At 68.9% G+C, this 16,562-nt stretch carries 12 protein-coding genes; 9 read left to right on the plus strand and 3 right to left on the minus strand.

Going from position 1 to position 16,562, the window contains the following annotated elements:
- Window positions 1–307 precede the first annotated feature (307 nt).
- From TMZ1T_RS00225 to TMZ1T_RS00250, 6 genes are all read left to right on the plus strand, one after another.
- Window positions 308–1,501, plus strand: a complete 1,194-nt coding sequence (locus TMZ1T_RS00225) for an AAA family ATPase (RefSeq protein ID WP_012584209.1) — start codon at window positions 308–310, stop codon at window positions 1,499–1,501.
- Window positions 1,498–2,079, plus strand: coding sequence for a DUF4276 family protein (locus tag TMZ1T_RS20370; protein ID WP_012584210.1), 582 nt, complete (start codon window positions 1,498–1,500; stop codon window positions 2,077–2,079). The genes TMZ1T_RS00225 and TMZ1T_RS20370 overlap by 4 nt, the downstream gene beginning before the upstream one ends.
- A 329-nt stretch (window positions 2,080–2,408) precedes the next feature.
- The gene (locus tag TMZ1T_RS00235) at window positions 2,409–3,755 is read left to right on the plus strand and encodes an NYN domain-containing protein (protein WP_012584211.1); all 1,347 of its coding nucleotides are present in this window, start codon (window positions 2,409–2,411) and stop codon (window positions 3,753–3,755) included.
- A gap of 91 nt (window positions 3,756–3,846) precedes the next feature.
- Window positions 3,847–4,401 carry a DUF2760 domain-containing protein gene (locus TMZ1T_RS00240; RefSeq protein ID WP_012584212.1) on the plus strand — a complete coding sequence of 185 codons (555 nt, stop codon included), beginning with the start codon at window positions 3,847–3,849 and terminating at the stop codon, window positions 4,399–4,401.
- Window positions 4,398–6,245 (plus strand): Hsp70 family protein, encoded by a 1,848-nt coding sequence (locus TMZ1T_RS00245; RefSeq protein WP_012584213.1) that lies wholly within the window; start codon window positions 4,398–4,400, stop codon window positions 6,243–6,245. Before TMZ1T_RS00240 ends, TMZ1T_RS00245 begins: the two co-directional genes overlap by 4 nt.
- A gap of 10 nt (window positions 6,246–6,255) precedes the next feature.
- Complete coding sequence (locus TMZ1T_RS00250; RefSeq protein WP_012584214.1) at window positions 6,256–9,084, plus strand: Hsp70 family protein; 2,829 nt, start codon at window positions 6,256–6,258, stop codon at window positions 9,082–9,084.
- A gap of 63 nt (window positions 9,085–9,147) precedes the next feature.
- Here the strand turns inward: TMZ1T_RS00250 and TMZ1T_RS00255 are convergent, their stop codons facing one another.
- On the minus strand, window positions 9,148–9,462 hold the full coding sequence (locus TMZ1T_RS00255; RefSeq protein ID WP_012584215.1) for a monooxygenase: 315 nt from the start codon (window positions 9,460–9,462) through the stop codon (window positions 9,148–9,150).
- A 309-nt stretch (window positions 9,463–9,771) separates the two neighbouring features.
- Between TMZ1T_RS00255 and TMZ1T_RS00260 the strand changes: the two genes are divergently transcribed.
- Both TMZ1T_RS00260 and TMZ1T_RS00265 read left to right on the plus strand, forming a co-directional pair.
- A complete protein-coding gene (locus tag TMZ1T_RS00260) occupies window positions 9,772–10,650 on the plus strand; it encodes a methylated-DNA--[protein]-cysteine S-methyltransferase (protein ID WP_012584216.1) in 879 nt (292 codons plus the stop codon).
- Window positions 10,647–11,168, plus strand: a complete 522-nt coding sequence (locus tag TMZ1T_RS00265; protein ID WP_012584217.1) for a M48 metallopeptidase family protein — start codon at window positions 10,647–10,649, stop codon at window positions 11,166–11,168. Before TMZ1T_RS00260 ends, TMZ1T_RS00265 begins: the two co-directional genes overlap by 4 nt.
- 330 nt (window positions 11,169–11,498) lie before the next feature.
- Here the strand turns inward: TMZ1T_RS00265 and katG are convergent, their stop codons facing one another.
- Window positions 11,499–13,673: a catalase/peroxidase HPI gene (katG, locus tag TMZ1T_RS00270; RefSeq protein WP_012584218.1), complete on the minus strand. Its 2,175-nt coding sequence runs from the start codon at window positions 13,671–13,673 to the stop codon at window positions 11,499–11,501.
- Between the two features lie 527 nt (window positions 13,674–14,200).
- Between katG and TMZ1T_RS00275 the strand changes: the two genes are divergently transcribed.
- A complete protein-coding gene (locus TMZ1T_RS00275) occupies window positions 14,201–15,457 on the plus strand; it encodes an OprD family porin (RefSeq protein WP_012584219.1) in 1,257 nt (418 codons plus the stop codon).
- Between the two features lie 106 nt (window positions 15,458–15,563).
- Here TMZ1T_RS00275 and TMZ1T_RS00280 read toward each other — a convergent pair whose 3' ends face one another.
- Entirely contained in the window at window positions 15,564–16,361 is a 798-nt protein-coding gene (locus TMZ1T_RS00280; RefSeq protein ID WP_012584220.1) for a PEP-CTERM sorting domain-containing protein, read from the minus strand.
- Window positions 16,362–16,562: the final 201 nt, after the last annotated feature.

Here is a 16,562-nt window from a genome sequence, read left to right on the forward strand (position 1 = left end):
TTGGGCCTGCGCCATCTCCAAGACACCGAACCCGAACGCATCCAGCACGGCAGCGCCTGGGTACCGGACGGCTTCGTGTCAGCAGTGGGGAAAGCGCAGGCGTTCGCGTTAAAGTCCGATCTGTCTGTCCTTCTACCCCACCGCTTATGACGCCCGAAGGCCACGCCCGGAGCTGCATCGACGCCCGTCTGCAACAGGCAGGCGAACCGGCCAGCGTGCTGCCCAAACGCATCCGAAACCAAGCTGCAGCCACGAGTTCTGCCAGAAAGGCTGACGATAACCGTCACTGCCCGTCCAAGGTCCGTTCATGAAAATCGAATCCATCCGTCTCAAGAACTTCAAGGCCTTCCGCAATGTGCACCTGAAGGACATACCTTCCTTTCTGGTGGTCGTCGGCGCAAACGGGTCGGGGAAATCGACGTTGTTCGATGTCTTCGGCTTCCTGCACGACTGCCTGAAAGGCAATGTCCGGCAAGCGCTCGACAAGCGCGGCCGCTTCGGCGAAGTGCTGAGCCGGGGTTGCGATCCGAAGAAGGACACGATCCTCATCGAGTTGCAGTACCGCATGGAGATCACTGACGTCGAGCGGCTGGTGACGTACTCGTTGGAAATCGGTGAGCGGCAAGGGCTGCCGGTGGTCTGCAAGGAGCTGCTGCGATACAAGCGCGGCCGCTACGGAAGTCCCTACCACTTCCTCAGCTTTGCCGAGGGCGAAGGCTACGCGATCACCAACGAGGAAGACTTCAACAAGACCGACGAGGAACTCGACCGCGAAACCCAGCGGGTCGCGCCGGACACCCTTGCGATCAAAGGTCTTGGGCAATTCGAGCGTTTCAAAGCCGCCAATGCCTTCCGCAGCCTGATCGAGAACTGGCACGTGTCCGATTTCCACATCAGCGCCGCGCGAGGGCGCAAGGACGCATCGGGCGAAATGGAGCACCTGTCGGAGACCGGCGAGAATCTACCCTTGGTCGCTCGTTACCTGCATGAGCAGCATGCCGAGATCTTCAGCAGAATCCTTGCGACGATGACCAAACGGGTACCCGGCGTGACTTCGGTCGAACCCAAGCTGATGGATGATGGCTACCTCACGCTGCGTTTTCAGGATGGCTCGTTCAAGACGCCTTTCCTCGACCGCTACGTGTCCGACGGCACCATCAAGATGTTCGCCTATCTGGTGCTGCTGCACGATCCGAAGCCGCACCCCTTGCTGTGCGTGGAAGAGCCGGAGAACCAGCTTTATCCGCAGTTGATGCCTGAACTCGCGGAGGAATTCCGTAGCTACGCCAATCGTGGCGGACAGGTTTTCGTATCCACGCATTCACCGGATTTCCTGAACGCCATCGAACTCGACGAGGTGTATTGGCTGGTCAAGCAACAGGGCTACTCCGAGATTCATCGCGCGCGCGACCATGCACAAATTGCCGCTTACGTCGCTGAAGGTGATCAACTCGGCTACCTGTGGAAGCAGGGCTTCTTCGACGGGGTCGATCCGCGATGAGGGAACTCGTGTTTCTACTGGAAGAGCCGTCGGCCAAAGCCATGCTGGAATCCCTGCTCCCCCGGATGCTGAAGGAAGACACCCGTTTCCGCTGCATCCCGTTCGAAGGCAAGCAGGATCTGGAAAAACAACTGACTCGCCGGATTCGTGCGTACCAGAACGAACGCGCTCGCTTCATCGTACTGCGCGATCAGGACAGTCACCCCGACTGCACCGCGGTGAAGCAAGGTTTGCTCGATCTGTGCGATAAGTCCGGCAAGTTTGCGCGATGCCTGGTTCGCATTGCGTGCCGAGAGCTCGAGGCTTTCTATCTGGCCGATCTGCAGGCTGTCGAACGAGCCCTCGAGATCGACGGATTGACTCGGCATCAGAACAGCAGGAAGTTCCGGTCCCCGGACGGACTCGGCAGCCCCAGCCGAGAGTTGAAAACCTTGACACGCAATCGCTACGAAAAGGTCGCGGGGTCTCGGGCAATCGGCAAACACCTGCAACTCGACAATGCCCGCTCCGCGAGCTTTCGTAATCTCATCGCAGCCATCCGGCGTTGCGAAGACGAACTCCTGCGGGAAGCAGTGTGAGTCCGCTTCTTGGTGCGTTTTAACCGATATTCATAATCCGCGGCCATCGCCAAGACGGAAACCCTTGTGAGCTCGCTGCTCGTCAGAATCACCCCGCCAAGGGGAAGGCGGCGGGCAGAGAGTTTCGCATGAGTCCCAAGTGCGGACCGTACTTCCTGTGGCCGGAGAATCTCCTCCCGTGACTGAGCGCTTCCCGTCCGCAGGTTCGACAGTTCAGCACGCAAGTGCTTGTTTCAACTGAATCACACTTCCAGAAATGCCACCACACCACGCCCGCCCCCACGGCCCGGCCACGAGCCCTACCTGACCCCCCATCCCCGCGAGACATCTTGAAAAGCGCCCTCTTCGTCGACTTCGATAACGTCTATTCCGGCCTGCGCAAGCTCGACCCGGCCATCGCCGACCGCTTCGCCCGCCAGCCCCTGGAGTGGGTGAACTGGGTGATCGGCGAGCTCGAGCTGCCCGACCACGCCCCCGCCGGCGCGCGCCGCCGGCTGCTGGTGCGACGCTGCTATCTCAACCCGCAGGCCTATCAGCGCTTCCGGCCGTCCTTCAACCTCGCCGGCTTCGAGATCATCGACTGCCCCGCGCTGACGAGCGAGGGCAAGACCAGCACCGACATCCACATGGTGCTCGACATCATCGACCTGCTGCAGCACGAGGCCCGTTACGACGAGTTCATCGTGTTCTCGGCCGACGCCGACTTCACCCCGGTGCTGCGCAAGCTGCGGCGCTGGGATCGGCGCACCACGGTGCTGGCGATCGGCTTTCCGTCCGCGGCCTATCGCGCCTCGGCCGACCTGCTGATCGACCCCGACGAGTTCGTCCGCAACGCCCTCGGCTTCAAGGACGAGGACGATGCGCCCGGCGCCGGCGCGCCCCCTGCCGACGTCGCCCCGGAAAGCCTGTCGCTCGCAGCGAGCGCACGTTTCGCGCAGGCGTCGCCGGAAGCGGCCCGGAGCGTTCCCCCGGCCTCGTTCTCCAGCGGCGCCGACGCCCTCGACCACGACCTCGCCGAGATCGTCGAGACCATGCGCGCCGAGGTTGCGCGCTCGGCCGCGCCCGTCCCCTGCAGCCGCCTGGCGAGCCTGATCACCACGCGCCACCCCGCCCTCGCCGCCGACTGGAACGGCAAGGGCAGCTTCCGCAGGTTCGTCGACAGCCTCGAGCTCGCGCCGCTGCGTTTCGACTGGAGCAACAGCGGCGGCTTCGTCTTCGATCCCGCCCGCTCCGGCGCCGGCATGCAGGACGGCAGCGTCACGCCCGACTGGGGCGAGGATCAGGACATCCTGCCGCTCGCCATGCAGATCCACGAGGTCTCCGGCGTCCCCCTGCTCGGCCCGGCCGAATACCGCGCGCTGTTCTCGATCATCGCGGACGACGTCGGCCGCCATCCCTTCGACCTCAAGGAAACCGGCAAGCGCGTGCGCGACCGCCTGCGCGAAGCCGGTCTCGGCGGCAGCCGGCTCGACGTCAACTGGATCCTGCGCGGACTGCTGATGCGCGGCCACGCCTTCGGCGAGGGGCAGGACCGCGCCGCGACGCTCGCCACCAAGACGGCGAACAACGTGCGCTCGCTCTGCCTGCGCGAGCAGATGATCCTCGACCGCGCGGCCGAGACGGCGATCGCGCGCTGGTTCGGCACCCATCCGGCTCCCACCCGCAGCGGGCAGTGAGCCGATGCGGGTGCCGCGGCCCTCGACTCCGCCTCCCACACGCTTCTGAGCTATATTGCGTCGCAACAGATCCAGCACGAGGACCACCCCCATGGCCAGTCGCAACCCCTCCTTCTTCCGCCGCATCGGCCTCGCCTTCTCCGTCCTCTTCGGCGCCGAGCTCGCCGGCCGCCTCGTCCGCCTGCGCGAGGAAGGCGCAGACACCGAGGCCGCTGCCGGCACCGAGGACGCCGCCGCAGCCGCCCAGCCCGCCATCGTGCGCGAGACCACCCCCGAGGCCGCGCTGCAGCTGCTCGGCCTGCTCCAGCGCGACGCACGCTTCATCGATTTCGTCCAGGAAAACATCGCCGCCTATTCGGATGCCGACATCGGCGCCGCCGCGCGCGTAGTGCACGAGGGCTGCCGCAAGGTGCTCGACGAGCACTTCGCCATCACGCCGGTGCGCGACGAGGCCGAAGGCAGCCGCCTCACCCTGCCCGAAGGCTTCGACGCCGCGGCCGTACGCCTCACGGGCAAGGTGGTGGGCAAGCCGCCCTTCACCGGCACCCTCGGCCATCGCGGCTGGCGCGTGACCGACACCCGCCTGCCGGCGCTGGCCGAAGGCCACGACGCCAGCGTGATCGCCCAGGCGGAGGTGGAGCTGTGAGCGCCCCCGCCCGCTACACCCTCGGCATCGACCTCGGCACCACCCACTGCGCGCTCTCCTATGTCGACCTCGAAGCCAGCGACGGCGACCAGGCCGCGCAGCAGGTGCTGGAGATTCCCCAGCTCACCGGCCCGGGCAGCATCGAGGCGCGCCCGCTGCTGCCCTCCTTCCTCTATCTGCCGCACGCCGACGAGCTCGCCCCCGGCGACCTGAGCCTGCCCTGGGGGGCGACGCAGGATCACGCGGTGGGCGAGTTCGCCCGCAGCCGCGGGGCGGCCACGCCGATCCGCCTGGTGGCCAGCGCCAAGAGCTGGCTGTGCCACCCCGGCGTCGACCGCCGCGCCGACATCCTGCCCGCCGAGGCGCCGCCCGAGGTGGCGCGCATCTCGCCGCTGACCGCCTCGGTGCGCTACCTGTCGCACCTGCGCGCGGCCTGGAACGCCGCCCATCCCGAGGCGCCCTTCGACGCCCAGGACGTCACCGTCACCATCCCGGCCTCCTTCGACCCCGCGGCGCGCGAGCTCACCGCCGAGGCCGCGCAGGCCGCCGGCTACCCGCCGATCACCCTGCTCGAGGAGCCGCAGGCGGCGCTCTACAGCTGGATCCAGCGCAGCGCCGGGCAGTGGCGCAAGGAAGTGAAGACCGGCGACCTGATCCTGGTGGTCGACGTCGGCGGCGGCACCACCGACCTGTCGCTGATCGCGGTGCTCGAGCGCGAGGGCAACCTCGAGCTGCACCGCGTGGCGGTGGGCGAGCACATCCTGCTCGGCGGCGACAACATGGACCTGGCGCTGGCCTACACGGTCACGCGCAAGCTCGCCGAGCAGGGCACCCGGCTCGACCCCTGGCAGACGCGCGCGCTCGCCCATGCCTGCCGCGGCGCCAAGGAGGCGCTGCTGAGCGACTCCGACCTCGACAGCGTGCCGGTGGTGGTGCCGAGTCGCGGCTCGAAGCTGATCGGCGGCTCGATCCGCACCGAGGTGCGGCGCGAGGAGCTGGTCGCCACCCTGGTCGAGGGCTTCTTCCCCCGCGTCGCGGTCACCGAGATGCCCATCACGCGGGCGCGCGCCGCGCTCACCCAGCTCGGCCTGCCCTATGCGCAGGACGCGGCGGTCACCCGCCACCTCGCCGCCTTCCTCACCCGCCAGCTCGGCGCCACCGCCGATCTCGAAGGCTTCGCCGCGCAGCCCGAGGAGAGCGTCTTCCTGCACCCCACCGCGGTGCTGTTCAACGGCGGCGTGCTCAAGTCCGGGCTGATCGCCGGGCGCGTGCTCGACACCCTGAACGACTGGCTCGCCGCCGACGGCGCCGCGCCGGCGCGGCTCCTCGGCGGCGCCGACCTCGACCTCGCGGTGGCGCGCGGCGCGGCCTACTACGGCTACGTGCGCCGCGGACGCGGGGTGCGCATCCGCGGCGGCACCGCGCGCGCCTACTACGTCGGCATCGAGTCCTCGATGCCCGCCATCCCGGGCATGGAGCCGCCGCTCGAAGCCCTCTGCGTCGCCCCCTTCGGCATGGAGGAGGGCAGCGAGGCCGCCCTGCCCGCGCAGGAGTTCGGCCTGGTGGTCGGCGAGCCGGTGCGCTTCCGCTTCTTCGGCTCCTCGGTGCGCCGCCAGGACGAGGTCGGCACCCTGCTCGACTTCTGGCAGCCCGACGAGCTGCAGGAGCTCGAGGAGATCGAGGCCACCCTCCCGGCCGAAGGCCGCCGCCCCGGCGAGGTCGTGCGCGTGAAGCTGCACGCCCGCGTCACCGAGACCGGCACGCTCGAGCTCGAGGCCCTGCCGGTGGACGGCAGCGCACGCTGGAAGGTGCAGTTCGACGTGCGCGGCACCGCCGAGGCCTGAGGTCGCTCGCGTGGCGACGCGCTACACCGTTGGCATCGACCTCGGCACCAGCAACACCGTGGTCGCCTTCGCCGCAGAAGGCGAGGACCGCATTCAGGTGCTGGAGATCGAGCAGCTCGTCGGCCGCGGCGAGCTCGCCGCGCGCACGCTGCTGCCCTCGGTGCGCTACCACCCCGCCGCGGGCGAGCTCGACCCCGCCACGCTGCGCCTGGTCGCGAGCGCCGGCGAGGGGCAGGGCGCACCGCCGGCGGTGCTCGGCGAGGCGGTGGTCGGTCAATACGCCCGCGAGCTCGGCGCCCAGGTGCCCGGGCGCGCGGTGGCCAGCGCCAAGAGCTGGCTCTCGCACGCCGGCGTCGACCGCAACGCCGCGATCCTGCCCTGGGGCGCGGCCGAGGACGTGCCGCGGGTGTCGCCGGTGGTGGCGAGCGCGAGCTACCTCGCCCACGTGCGCGCGGCGTGGAACCGTCAGCATCCCGGGGCCGCGCTCGAAAATCAGGACATCGTGCTCACGGTGCCCGCCTCCTTCGACGAGGGTGCGCGCGCCCTCACTCTGGAGGCGGCGCGGCTAGCCGGCCTGCCGCGCCTGCGCCTGCTCGAGGAGCCCCAGGCCGCCTTCCACGACTGGCTGTTCCGCCACCGCGAACAACTCGCCGCGGAGCTCGCGCAGTCCCGCCTGCTGCTGGTGTGCGACGTCGGCGGCGGCACCACCGACCTCACCCTGATCCAGGTCGAGCCCGCCGCGGACGGTCTCTCGCCGCCGCGCCTGACCCGCATCGGCGTCGGCGACCACCTGATGCTGGGCGGCGACAACATGGACCTGGCGCTCGCCCACCTGGTGGAGAAGCGCCTGCTCGCCGGCGGCGAGCGCCTGTCCGCCGCACAGCTCGCACAACTTGTGCAGCGCTGCCGCGCGGCGAAGGAGCAGCTGCTCGCCGCGGACGCGCCGGAAGAACTCAAGGTCACCCTGCTCGGCGCCGGCTCGCGCCTGATCGGTGCGGCGCGCTCGACCGCGCTACGCCGCGACGAGGTCCTGCGCCTGGTGGTGGACGGCTTCCTGCCTCTGGTCGGAGCCGACGAGGCACCCGCGCGCCGGCGCGCCGCGATCGTCGAGTTCGGCCTGCCCTATCCCGCCGACCCTGCGATCAGCCGCCACCTCGCCGCCTTCCTGCGCCGCCACGGCCAGGTTTCGCGCGCGGCGCTCGGGATGCCCGGTCCGGGCGCGGGCAGAGATGCCGACGGAGATGCGGACGAAGCCGCAGCCCCGCTCGCGATCCCCGACACCCTGCTGCTCAACGGCGGCGTGTTCCGCGCCGACGCGATCTCCGCCCGCCTGGAAGGATTGCTCGCACACTGGCGCGGCGCGCCCCCGCGCGTGCTGCACAACGACGCCCCCGACCTCGCCGTCGCCCGCGGCGCGGTGGCCTTCGCGCTCGTGCGCGCGGCCCGCAGCGGCCTCGGCATCGGCGGCGGCTCGGCACGCAGCTACTTCCTGGTGCTGGAGGCGGGTGGCGAGGCCGCGCGCGCGATCTGCGTGCTGCCGCGCGGCACCGAATCCGGCACCGAGGTCGCGCTCCCCGAGCGTCGCTTCGCGCTGCGCCTCGGCCAGCCGGTGCGCTTCCACCTCGTGTCCTCGACCGGCGACCGCGCCTGGCAGGCGGGCGAGCTGGTCGAGCTCGACGCCGACGATTTCATCCACCTGCCCCCGCTCGCCGCCCGCCTGCCCGCCACCGCCGCCGGACGTCGCGAGAACGTCGCCGTGCGCCTGGTCGCCTGCCTGACCGAGGTCGGCACGCTGGAGATGCAGTGCGTGGCGATCGACGACGACACGCAACGCTGGCAGCTCGCCTTCCAGGTGCGCGCCGAGGCCGACACGCCCGCCACCGAGGCCGCGGCCGGCGCCCATCCTCGCCTCGCCCAGGCCATCGCCCTCATCGACGAGGTCTTCGGCGGGCAGGCGCGCGAACTCGACGCCAAGGCGGTACGCCAGCTGCGCGCCCGCCTCGAGCGTGTGCTCGGCCGCCGCGACGACTGGGACATGGCGCTGCTGCGCGCGCTCTTCGACGCCCTGCTCGAGCGCGCGCGCCGGCGCCGGCGCTCCGCCGAGCACGAGCGCGTGTGGCTCAACCTCGCCGGCTACTGCCTGCGTCCCGGCCTCGGCGCGGCGCTCGACGACTGGCGCATCGACCAGCTGTGGGCGCTGTTCGGCCAGGGCCTGCAGTACGTGCGCGAGGGCAACAACTGGAGCGAGTGGTGGACGCTGTGGCGGCGCTGCGCCGGCGGCCTCGACGAGGCACGCCAGCTGCAGGTCCTGGAGGTGCTGGCCGAGCACCTCGAAGACACCGACGCCGCCCGCCGCCGCGGCGACCCGGTGCAGGGCAGCTACGACGACATGGTGCGCCTGGCCGCTGCCCTCGAACGCGTGCCGGCGATGCACCGCATCGAGGTCGGCAAGTGGCTGCTCGAGCGCCTCGCCCGCCCCGCCGAAAAGGCCCACACCTGGTGGGCGCTCGGCCGCGTCGGCGCACGCGAGTCGCTCTACGGCAGCGCACACACCGTGGTGCCGCCGGAGACCGCCGCCGAGTGGCTGCAGGCCGTGCTCGCGCTCGACTGGAAGGTCGTCGAGCCCGCCGCCTTCGCCGCCGCCCAGCTCGCCCGCCTCACCGGCGACCGCGCGCGCGACCTCGCGCCCGAACTGCGCGACGAGGTCGCGCGCCGCCTCGCCGCCCTCCGCGCCCCGCAGAGCTGGATCACCATGGTGCGCGAGGTCGTCAGCCTCGACGACGCCGACCGCCGCCGCAGCTTCGGCGAAGCGCTGCCGCCGGGCTTGCGGCTGCTGTAGCGCTGCGCGGTGGAGGGAGGAGGGCGCGCCGTCGCCGGCTCGATGCCGACGGCGCCCATCCGGTCACTGCAGGCCGGCGAGCGGCGCGCGGTCGATCGCAGACAGCGGCGCGTTGACCTCGAACAGCTTCGCATGCACCTCGGGCACGCCGAAGCCGAGCAGGCGCGCGCGGTGCATCGCCAGGTAGCGCTCGGCGTCGGCGCGGTCGGTAAACAGGTAGATCCCGCCCGCCTCGCCGCTGTCGCGGTTCTCGGTCCAGATCTTCCACAGCAGGCCGGGCTCCTGCGCGATGGACTCCGCCAGGCCCCGCATGGCCTGCGCCATGTCCTCGCCCCAGGGGCCGGCATAGGGAAAATCGACTTGAAGAAGGATGGGCACGCGCGATCTCCTGTGCGTCGGGGTCGGAACGGAAGGCAAGCCGGGTCGCGCCGGGAGGGTGGACCGCGGCGTTCGCACGGTTCGGGACGGCTCCGGACTCATCGACCATTCTACCGTCGCGGCGCCAAACGAACCGACGCATCGCGACTTGCGTCTCCTATGGAAAACCGGGCAGGTTTCCGGAGCGCCCGCAGGAGCGACGCAAGTCGCGATAGCAGCGCGTCCTGCACAAGCCTCGCCGGCCAGGCCGGCTACCATTGTCGACCGCAAGGCCACCCCACCTTGTCACCCATCACACCCGCACCCGCCATGTCCACCGACTCCGCTGCCCTGCACTACGACACCATCGCCCGCGCGATCGCCTTCGTGCGCGCCCGCCCCCGCCACACGCCACCGTCCGGAGCGGTCGCGGAGGCGCTTGGCCTCGATCTCGGGCAGTGGCAGCAGGTGCTCGCGGAATGGGCGGGGATCACGCCCGAGCGCTTCCTGCACTGCCTGGGGCGGGCGTATGCACGCGAGCGCCTGTCGCCGACGCCGGAGCGGCTCCCGGAGCGCGACGCCGGCGATCCCGCACCGTCGGACCTGGCCCGCGCCGTGCCGCTCACCTGGGAGCCGATGCCCCCCGCCTCAGGGCGCACCGTCGCACTCGGCCACGGCCTTGCAGCCACGCCCTTCGGCGACGCGCTGCTGGCGTGGACCACCCGCGGCGTGTGCCATCTCGCCTTTCGCTGTCGTGACGAGGCGGCCCTGCTCGTCGAGCTACGCAGCCTCTGGTCCGCCGCCGCGCCGGTGCGCGACGATGCGCACGCACACCGCCTGGCGCAGCGGATCTTCCCGTCGCGCGCGCCTTCCACCCCGGTGGCTGCAGCCACCGGGGCTTCCGGGCCCGCCGAAGCGGCGAACCCCGCCCCAGGCGGCGTTCACCTGATCCTGCGCGGCACGCCCTTCCAGGTCCGCGTCTGGTCCGCCCTCATGCGCATCCCGCCCGGTCGCCTGATGTCCTACCGCCAGCTCGCCACCCTGCTCGGCATGCCGGCTGCGCCGCGCAGCGTCGGCAGCGCGATCGCGGCCAACACGCTCGGCTACCTCGTCCCCTGCCATCGCCTGATCCGCGCGGACGGCGACGCGGGCGAGTTCCGCTGGGGCCGCGAGCGCAAGCTGGCGATGCTGGCCTGGGAGGCCACTTGAACACGCGGCGCAGCCCCGACTACCTGGCCGGCTACCCACCGGCGCTGGTGCATCAGGTGAGAACGCTGATCGAGCAGGGCGGACTGGCCGACGCGCTGCGCCGACGCTACCCGCAGGGGCACGCGGTGCGTTCGGACAGCGCGCTCCACGACTACGTGCAGGCGCTCAAGGCCGCCCATCTGCGCAGCGCGCCGCCACTCACCAAGGTGCGCTTCGACAACACCCTGCATGTGATCCGCAACGCGCTCGGCACCCACACCGCGATCTCGCGCGTGCAGGGTTCGCGCCTCCAGGCCAAGCGCGAGATCCGCATCGCCACGCTGTTCCGCGCCGCGCCGGAGGCCTTCCTGCGCATGATCGTGGTGCACGAACTCGCCCACCTGCGCGTGCGCGAGCACGACAAGGCCTTCTACCAGCTCTGCCTGCACATGGAGCCGGATTATCACCAGTACGAGTTCGACCTGCGCACCTACCTGAGCTACCGCGACGCGGGCGGCGAGGCGCTGTGGGGGGCGTAGGGATGCCGGAGTCCAGATACGCAGCGCGCGTCGCGGCCGCACCGCACGATCGCGACTTGCGTCGCTCCCACCGGGCACGGCGGAAGCACGGCGGCTATCCGTAGGAGCGACGCAAGTCGCGATCGGCCGGCGCGGCGGTTTTCCGTAGGAGCGACGCAAGTCGCGATCGGCCTGCACGGCGGTTTTCCGTGGGAGCGACGCGAGTCGCGATCGGCCGGCACGGCTCGACACGACGTGGCGAAGGGCACATCCCGGCCGTCCCCGAACGAAACCGCCCACACCGCGCGGCTGCACGGTGTGGGCGGGAGGGTGCTGCAGGCGGGAACCGCGTCAGCGCAGGTCGAAACGATCCGCGTTCATGACCTTGGTCCACGCGGCGACGAAGTCGCGCACGAACTTCTCCTGATTGTCGTCCTGGGCATACACCTCGGCGTAGGCGCGCAGGATGGAATTGGAGCCGAACACCAGATCGACGCGGGTCGCAGTCCACTTCTTCGCGCCGCTCTTGCGCTCGACGATGTCGTAGCTGTTGCGCCCGGTGGGCTTCCAGCTGTAGGACATGTCGGTCAGATTGACGAAGAAGTCGTTGGTCAGCGCGCCGACGCGGTCGGTGAACACGCCGTGCCCGCTGCCGCCGTGGTTGGTGCCGAGCACGCGCAGGCCGCCGACCAGCACGGTCATCTCGGGCGCGGTCAGGCCGAGCAGTTGGGCGCGGTCGAGCAGCATTTCCTCGGGCTGGACCACATAGTCCTTCTTCTGCCAGTTGCGGAAGCCGTCATGCACAGGCTCCAGCACCTCGAAGGACTCGACGTCCGTCTGCGCCTGGCTGGCGTCGCCTCGACCCGGGGCGAAGGGCACCTCGACATTGAAGCCGACGGCCTTGATCGCCTGCTCCAGGCCGACGTTGCCGCCGAGCACGATCACGTCCGCGATGCTGGCGCCGGTCTCGGCGGCGATCTTCTCGTAGGCCGCCAGCACCCTGGCCAGCCGCGCCGGTTCGTTGCCTTCCCAGTCCTTTTGCGGGGCGAGGCGGATGCGGGCGCCATTGGCGCCGCCGCGGTAATCCGAGCCGCGGAAGGTGCGTGCGCTGTCCCAGGCGGTGGCGACCATGTCGCCGACCGACAGGCCGGCGGCGGCGATCCTCGCCTTCACCGCGGCGACGTCGTAGGTCTTGTTGCCGGCGGGCACCGGGTCCTGCCAGATCAGGTCTTCGGCAGGCACGTCGGGACCGAGGTAGCGCGCCTTCGGGCCCATGTCGCGGTGGGTGAGCTTGAACCAGGCGCGCGCGAAGACGTCCTCGAAGTAGGCCTGGTCGTTGCGGAAGCGCTCTGCGATCTTGCGGTACGCCGGGTCGAATCGCAGCGCCATGTCGGCGTCGGTCATCATCGGCTTGCGGCGGATCGACGGGTCTTCCACGTCCACCGGCATGTCTTCCTCGGCGATGTTCACCGGCTCCCATTGCCAGGCACCGGCGGGCGACTTCTGCAGCCACCAGTCGTGCTTGAAGAGCATGTCGAAGTAGCCGTTGTCCCACTTGGTCGGATGCGAGGTCCACGCGCCCTCGATGCCGCTGGTCACGGTGTCACGACCGATGCCGCGGGTGGTGTGGTTCATCCAGCCGAAGCCCTGCTCCTCGAGATCCGCAGCTTCGGGCGCGGGGCCGAGGACGGCGGCGCTACCGTTGCCGTGCGCCTTGCCGACGGTGTGGCCGCCGGCGGTGAGCGCCACGGTTTCCTCGTCGTTCATCGCCATGCGGGCGAAGGTCACGCGCATGTCGTGGGCGGTCTTGATCGGGTCGGGCTTGCCGTCGACGCCCTCCGGGTTCACATAGATCAGGCCCATCATCACCGCGGCGAGCGGATTCTCGAGGTCGCGTTGGCCGGAGTAGCGCGAGCCCTCGCTGCCGCTGGGGGCGAGCCATTCCTTCTCGGAGCCCCAGTAGATGTCCTTCTCGGGATGCCAGATGTCTTCGCGACCGAAGGCGAAGCCGAAAGTCTTGAAGCCCATCGACTCGTAGGCCATGTTGCCGGCGAGGATGATGAGGTCGGCCCAGCTGATCTTGTTGCCATACTTCTTCTTGATCGGCCACAGCAGGCGGCGCGCCTTGTCGAGGTTGCCGTTGTCGGGCCAGGAGTTCAGCGGCGCGAAACGCTGGTTGCCGGTGCCGCCGCCGCCACGACCGTCGGCGATGCGGTAGGTGCCGGCGGCGTGCCAGGCCATGCGGATCATCAGGCCGCCGTAGTGGCCCCAGTCGGCCGGCCACCATTCCTGGCTGTCGGTCATCAGCGCCTTGAGGTCGTTCTTGAGCGCGTCGACGTCGAGCTTCTTCAGCTCTTCGCGATAGTCGAAGCCCGGGCCGAGCGGGTTGGTCTTGCGGTCGTGCTGATGGAGGATGTCCAGGTTCAGCGCCTTGGGCCACCACGCCATCACCGCATCCTTGGCGGCGGTATTGCCGCCATGCATCACCGGGCACTTGCCGGCGGTGTTCGTGCTGTTCTCGCTCATCTGATTCTCCCTCTGTGACTGCTACGCAGACTGATTGCGAGGGGCGGTCGCGCCTCGCAGAAAACCGCTTCCGAAGCTCGCTCCACGATCGCGGAACAAGGCCGGAAACGGCCGAAAACCGCTGCTGACAGGCTCAGACTAGCAAAGATCGGGCGCTTTGGAAGCAATGGAGAGAATTGACGGAGGCTATCTTCCGACGTTGCGGTGCACAATAAAATTTATCCGGCTGGCCTGCGGAACGCGTTCCGCTCATGCGGCTCCACATCGTCCAGCAGAGGTGCGAACGCCCTGCCGGTCGCGCGCACGAAACCCAGCCTGGCTACCCAGTTCGAGCAGTTTTCTCCATAGCCGGGTGTAAGAAAACCCGACACTCCGGGGTCGCCAACCTTGTTCGGCCAGGGACTGTCATTTTCCTGCAACCCGCCGCACCGCTTCGCGCCGGAAATGCGAGAATCGCGCCCCCTCTCCCGCGGGCACGACCCGCCGGCAGGCTGGAAAAGACAACGGACACCATCGAGGAAAGCAACATGTCGAAGAAGTTGGCAGGTTTGATCGTTCTTGGGCTCGCGAGCGCGACGCCCGCATTCGCCGCCGGGCAGGCCGAGGCGAAGGGTCTCGTGGAGGACAGCTCGCTGAACGTGCTGCTGCGTAACGCGTTCATCAATCGTGATTACAAGGGCGGCCGCCACGACAGTGGCGAATGGGGCCAGGGTGCGATCGCGAACTTCGAGTCGGGCTTCACACAGGGCACGGTCGGATTCGGTGTGGACGCATTTGCCGCCTATGCGGTTCGCCTCGATGGCTCCCGCGACCGCGCAGGCAACTGGGGGATCGACTTCTTCAAGCAGGACAGCACCGGCATGCCGGAGAAGGATGTGGCAAAGGGTGGCGCCTCCCTCAAGCTGCGCTTCTCGAACACCGTGCTCGCTTACGGCGACCTGCGCCCCAACCTGCCGGTGCTGAGCCACGACAACTCCCGCCTGCTGCCCGAGAGCTATACCGGCACCATGCTGACCTCGACCGAGATCGAAGGCCTGGAATTCAATGCCGGCACCTTCCACGCCCAGTCGCGCAAGAGCGACGAGGGTCGTGACAGCGGTGGCCTGAAGGGCATTGACGTGATCGGCGCGAGCTACAAGTTCAACGACGCCTTCAGCGGCGCGTTCTACGTCTCGGACGTCGAGGACGTGCTCAAGCGCCAGTACCTCAACCTGAACTATGTGCTGCCGATCGCCAGCAACTCGCTGACCTTCGACTTCAACGGCTACCGCACCAAGCAGGACGCCGACTTCCAGCCCGGCAAGAGCCGCATCTGGAGCCTGGCCTCGACCTACGCGACCGGCCCGCATGCCTTCACGCTGGCCTACCAGCGCAACAATGGCGACATCGACTACAACTACGGCTTCTACCAGAGCGAGGGATGGATCGGTGACGGCGGCGGCTCGATCTGGCTGGCCAACTCCTACTGGTCCGACTTCAACGCTGCGGACGAGCAGTCCTGGCAGGTGGCTTACTCGGTCGACTTCGCCGAGTACGGCATCCCCGGCCTGAGCTACCGCATCGCCTACGTCCGCGGCCACGACATCGACGTCGGCACGACCACGGATGGCAAGGAGCACGAGCTCTTCAACCAGCTGTCGTACAAGGTGCAGAGCGGCGCCGCCAAGGATCTGAACGTCCGCCTGCGCGCCTCGACGCTGCGCGTCTCGGAGAGCGCCCGCGCCTACAACAGCAGCGGCAACGAAGTCCGCATCTTCCTCGACTACCCCTTCAGCGTGTTCTGATCCACGCGATGCGCACCGGTCCGGGCATCCCCCGATCCGGTGCGCACAAGAACAAACGGGAGCCATCGGCTCCCGTTCCTTTTTTGCGGGGATCGCGCCCCCCGCCTCAAGCCCTGCGCCTGCGCGCTACACCAAGCCCGGCGAGCCCCAGGCCGAGCAGCGCGAGCGAGGCGGGCTCCGGTACGCCGTTCGGCGTGCAGCCGGGTGCCGTCGGGTTCGCGTCGCAAAACTCGACCGCGGTCCCCTGCACGCCCACCGTGAAGCCGTTCCAGTTTTCGTCGCTGAGGCTGCGCCAGTTCACGGTGTCGAACGTGCCCTTGAACTGCAGCGTGCCGTGCGGTTCGCCCGTGCCCAGCAACTGGTACTCGGTCTTGCCGTTGACCGTCACCATCTGCTTGTACGAGGTTCCGCATCCCCAGTAGCCGCAGGCGTTGCCGTCACTGGAATCGCCGAAGCTGAGGATGTCGAAGTCCTGGTCGAAGCCGTAGCCGTTGCCGTTGAGGCTCACATAGGCGAACACCGGATTCGCGATCGCCTGCGAGAAGCTCAGCGTCTGCAGGCCTGCGCGGTTCAGTGCAACGATGTCGGTCGTGGCCGGCCGGTTGTCGACCGCAGTACTCGTGAACGGCGAGGTGCCGGTCGGGCCATCCGTGCCGTTGCTGTAATAGTAGGTGCCCCCGCCCGTCTCGTAGAAGCTGATCCCCTGCGGGTTCGTGTAGGTCACGGAGACCGTCGAATTCGACGTCGTGATCGTGCCCACGCCCTTGAAGCCGACACCCGGATCCAGGTCGCTTCCGGTCCAGTCCGTCCAGTAGATCTGCGCCGCCGAGGCGCCGCCGGCGCTCAGCGCCAGAGCCAGCGCCAGCACGCCGGCCTTGCAACTCGTCCGTGTCCTTGTTTTCATGTCCGTCTCTCAATCAATCTCGGCGACGCCGAGCCGTCTCGACCGAAGCGAGATCCGTGCCAGCCTTGCAAAAATGCCGAATTTGCCCTTGATAACAGAAACTTGCGGGCTTGTCGGAAAAGTCGGACGCGTATCGGGCCCACAGGCGTGTAAAGATTGCCGACACCGCCCATCCCGGGCAAAGGAAGCGCGGCCCCGTCA

Source organism: Thauera aminoaromatica, from assembly GCF_000021765.1.
Classification (GTDB): Bacteria; Pseudomonadota; Gammaproteobacteria; order Burkholderiales; family Rhodocyclaceae; genus Thauera; species Thauera aminoaromatica.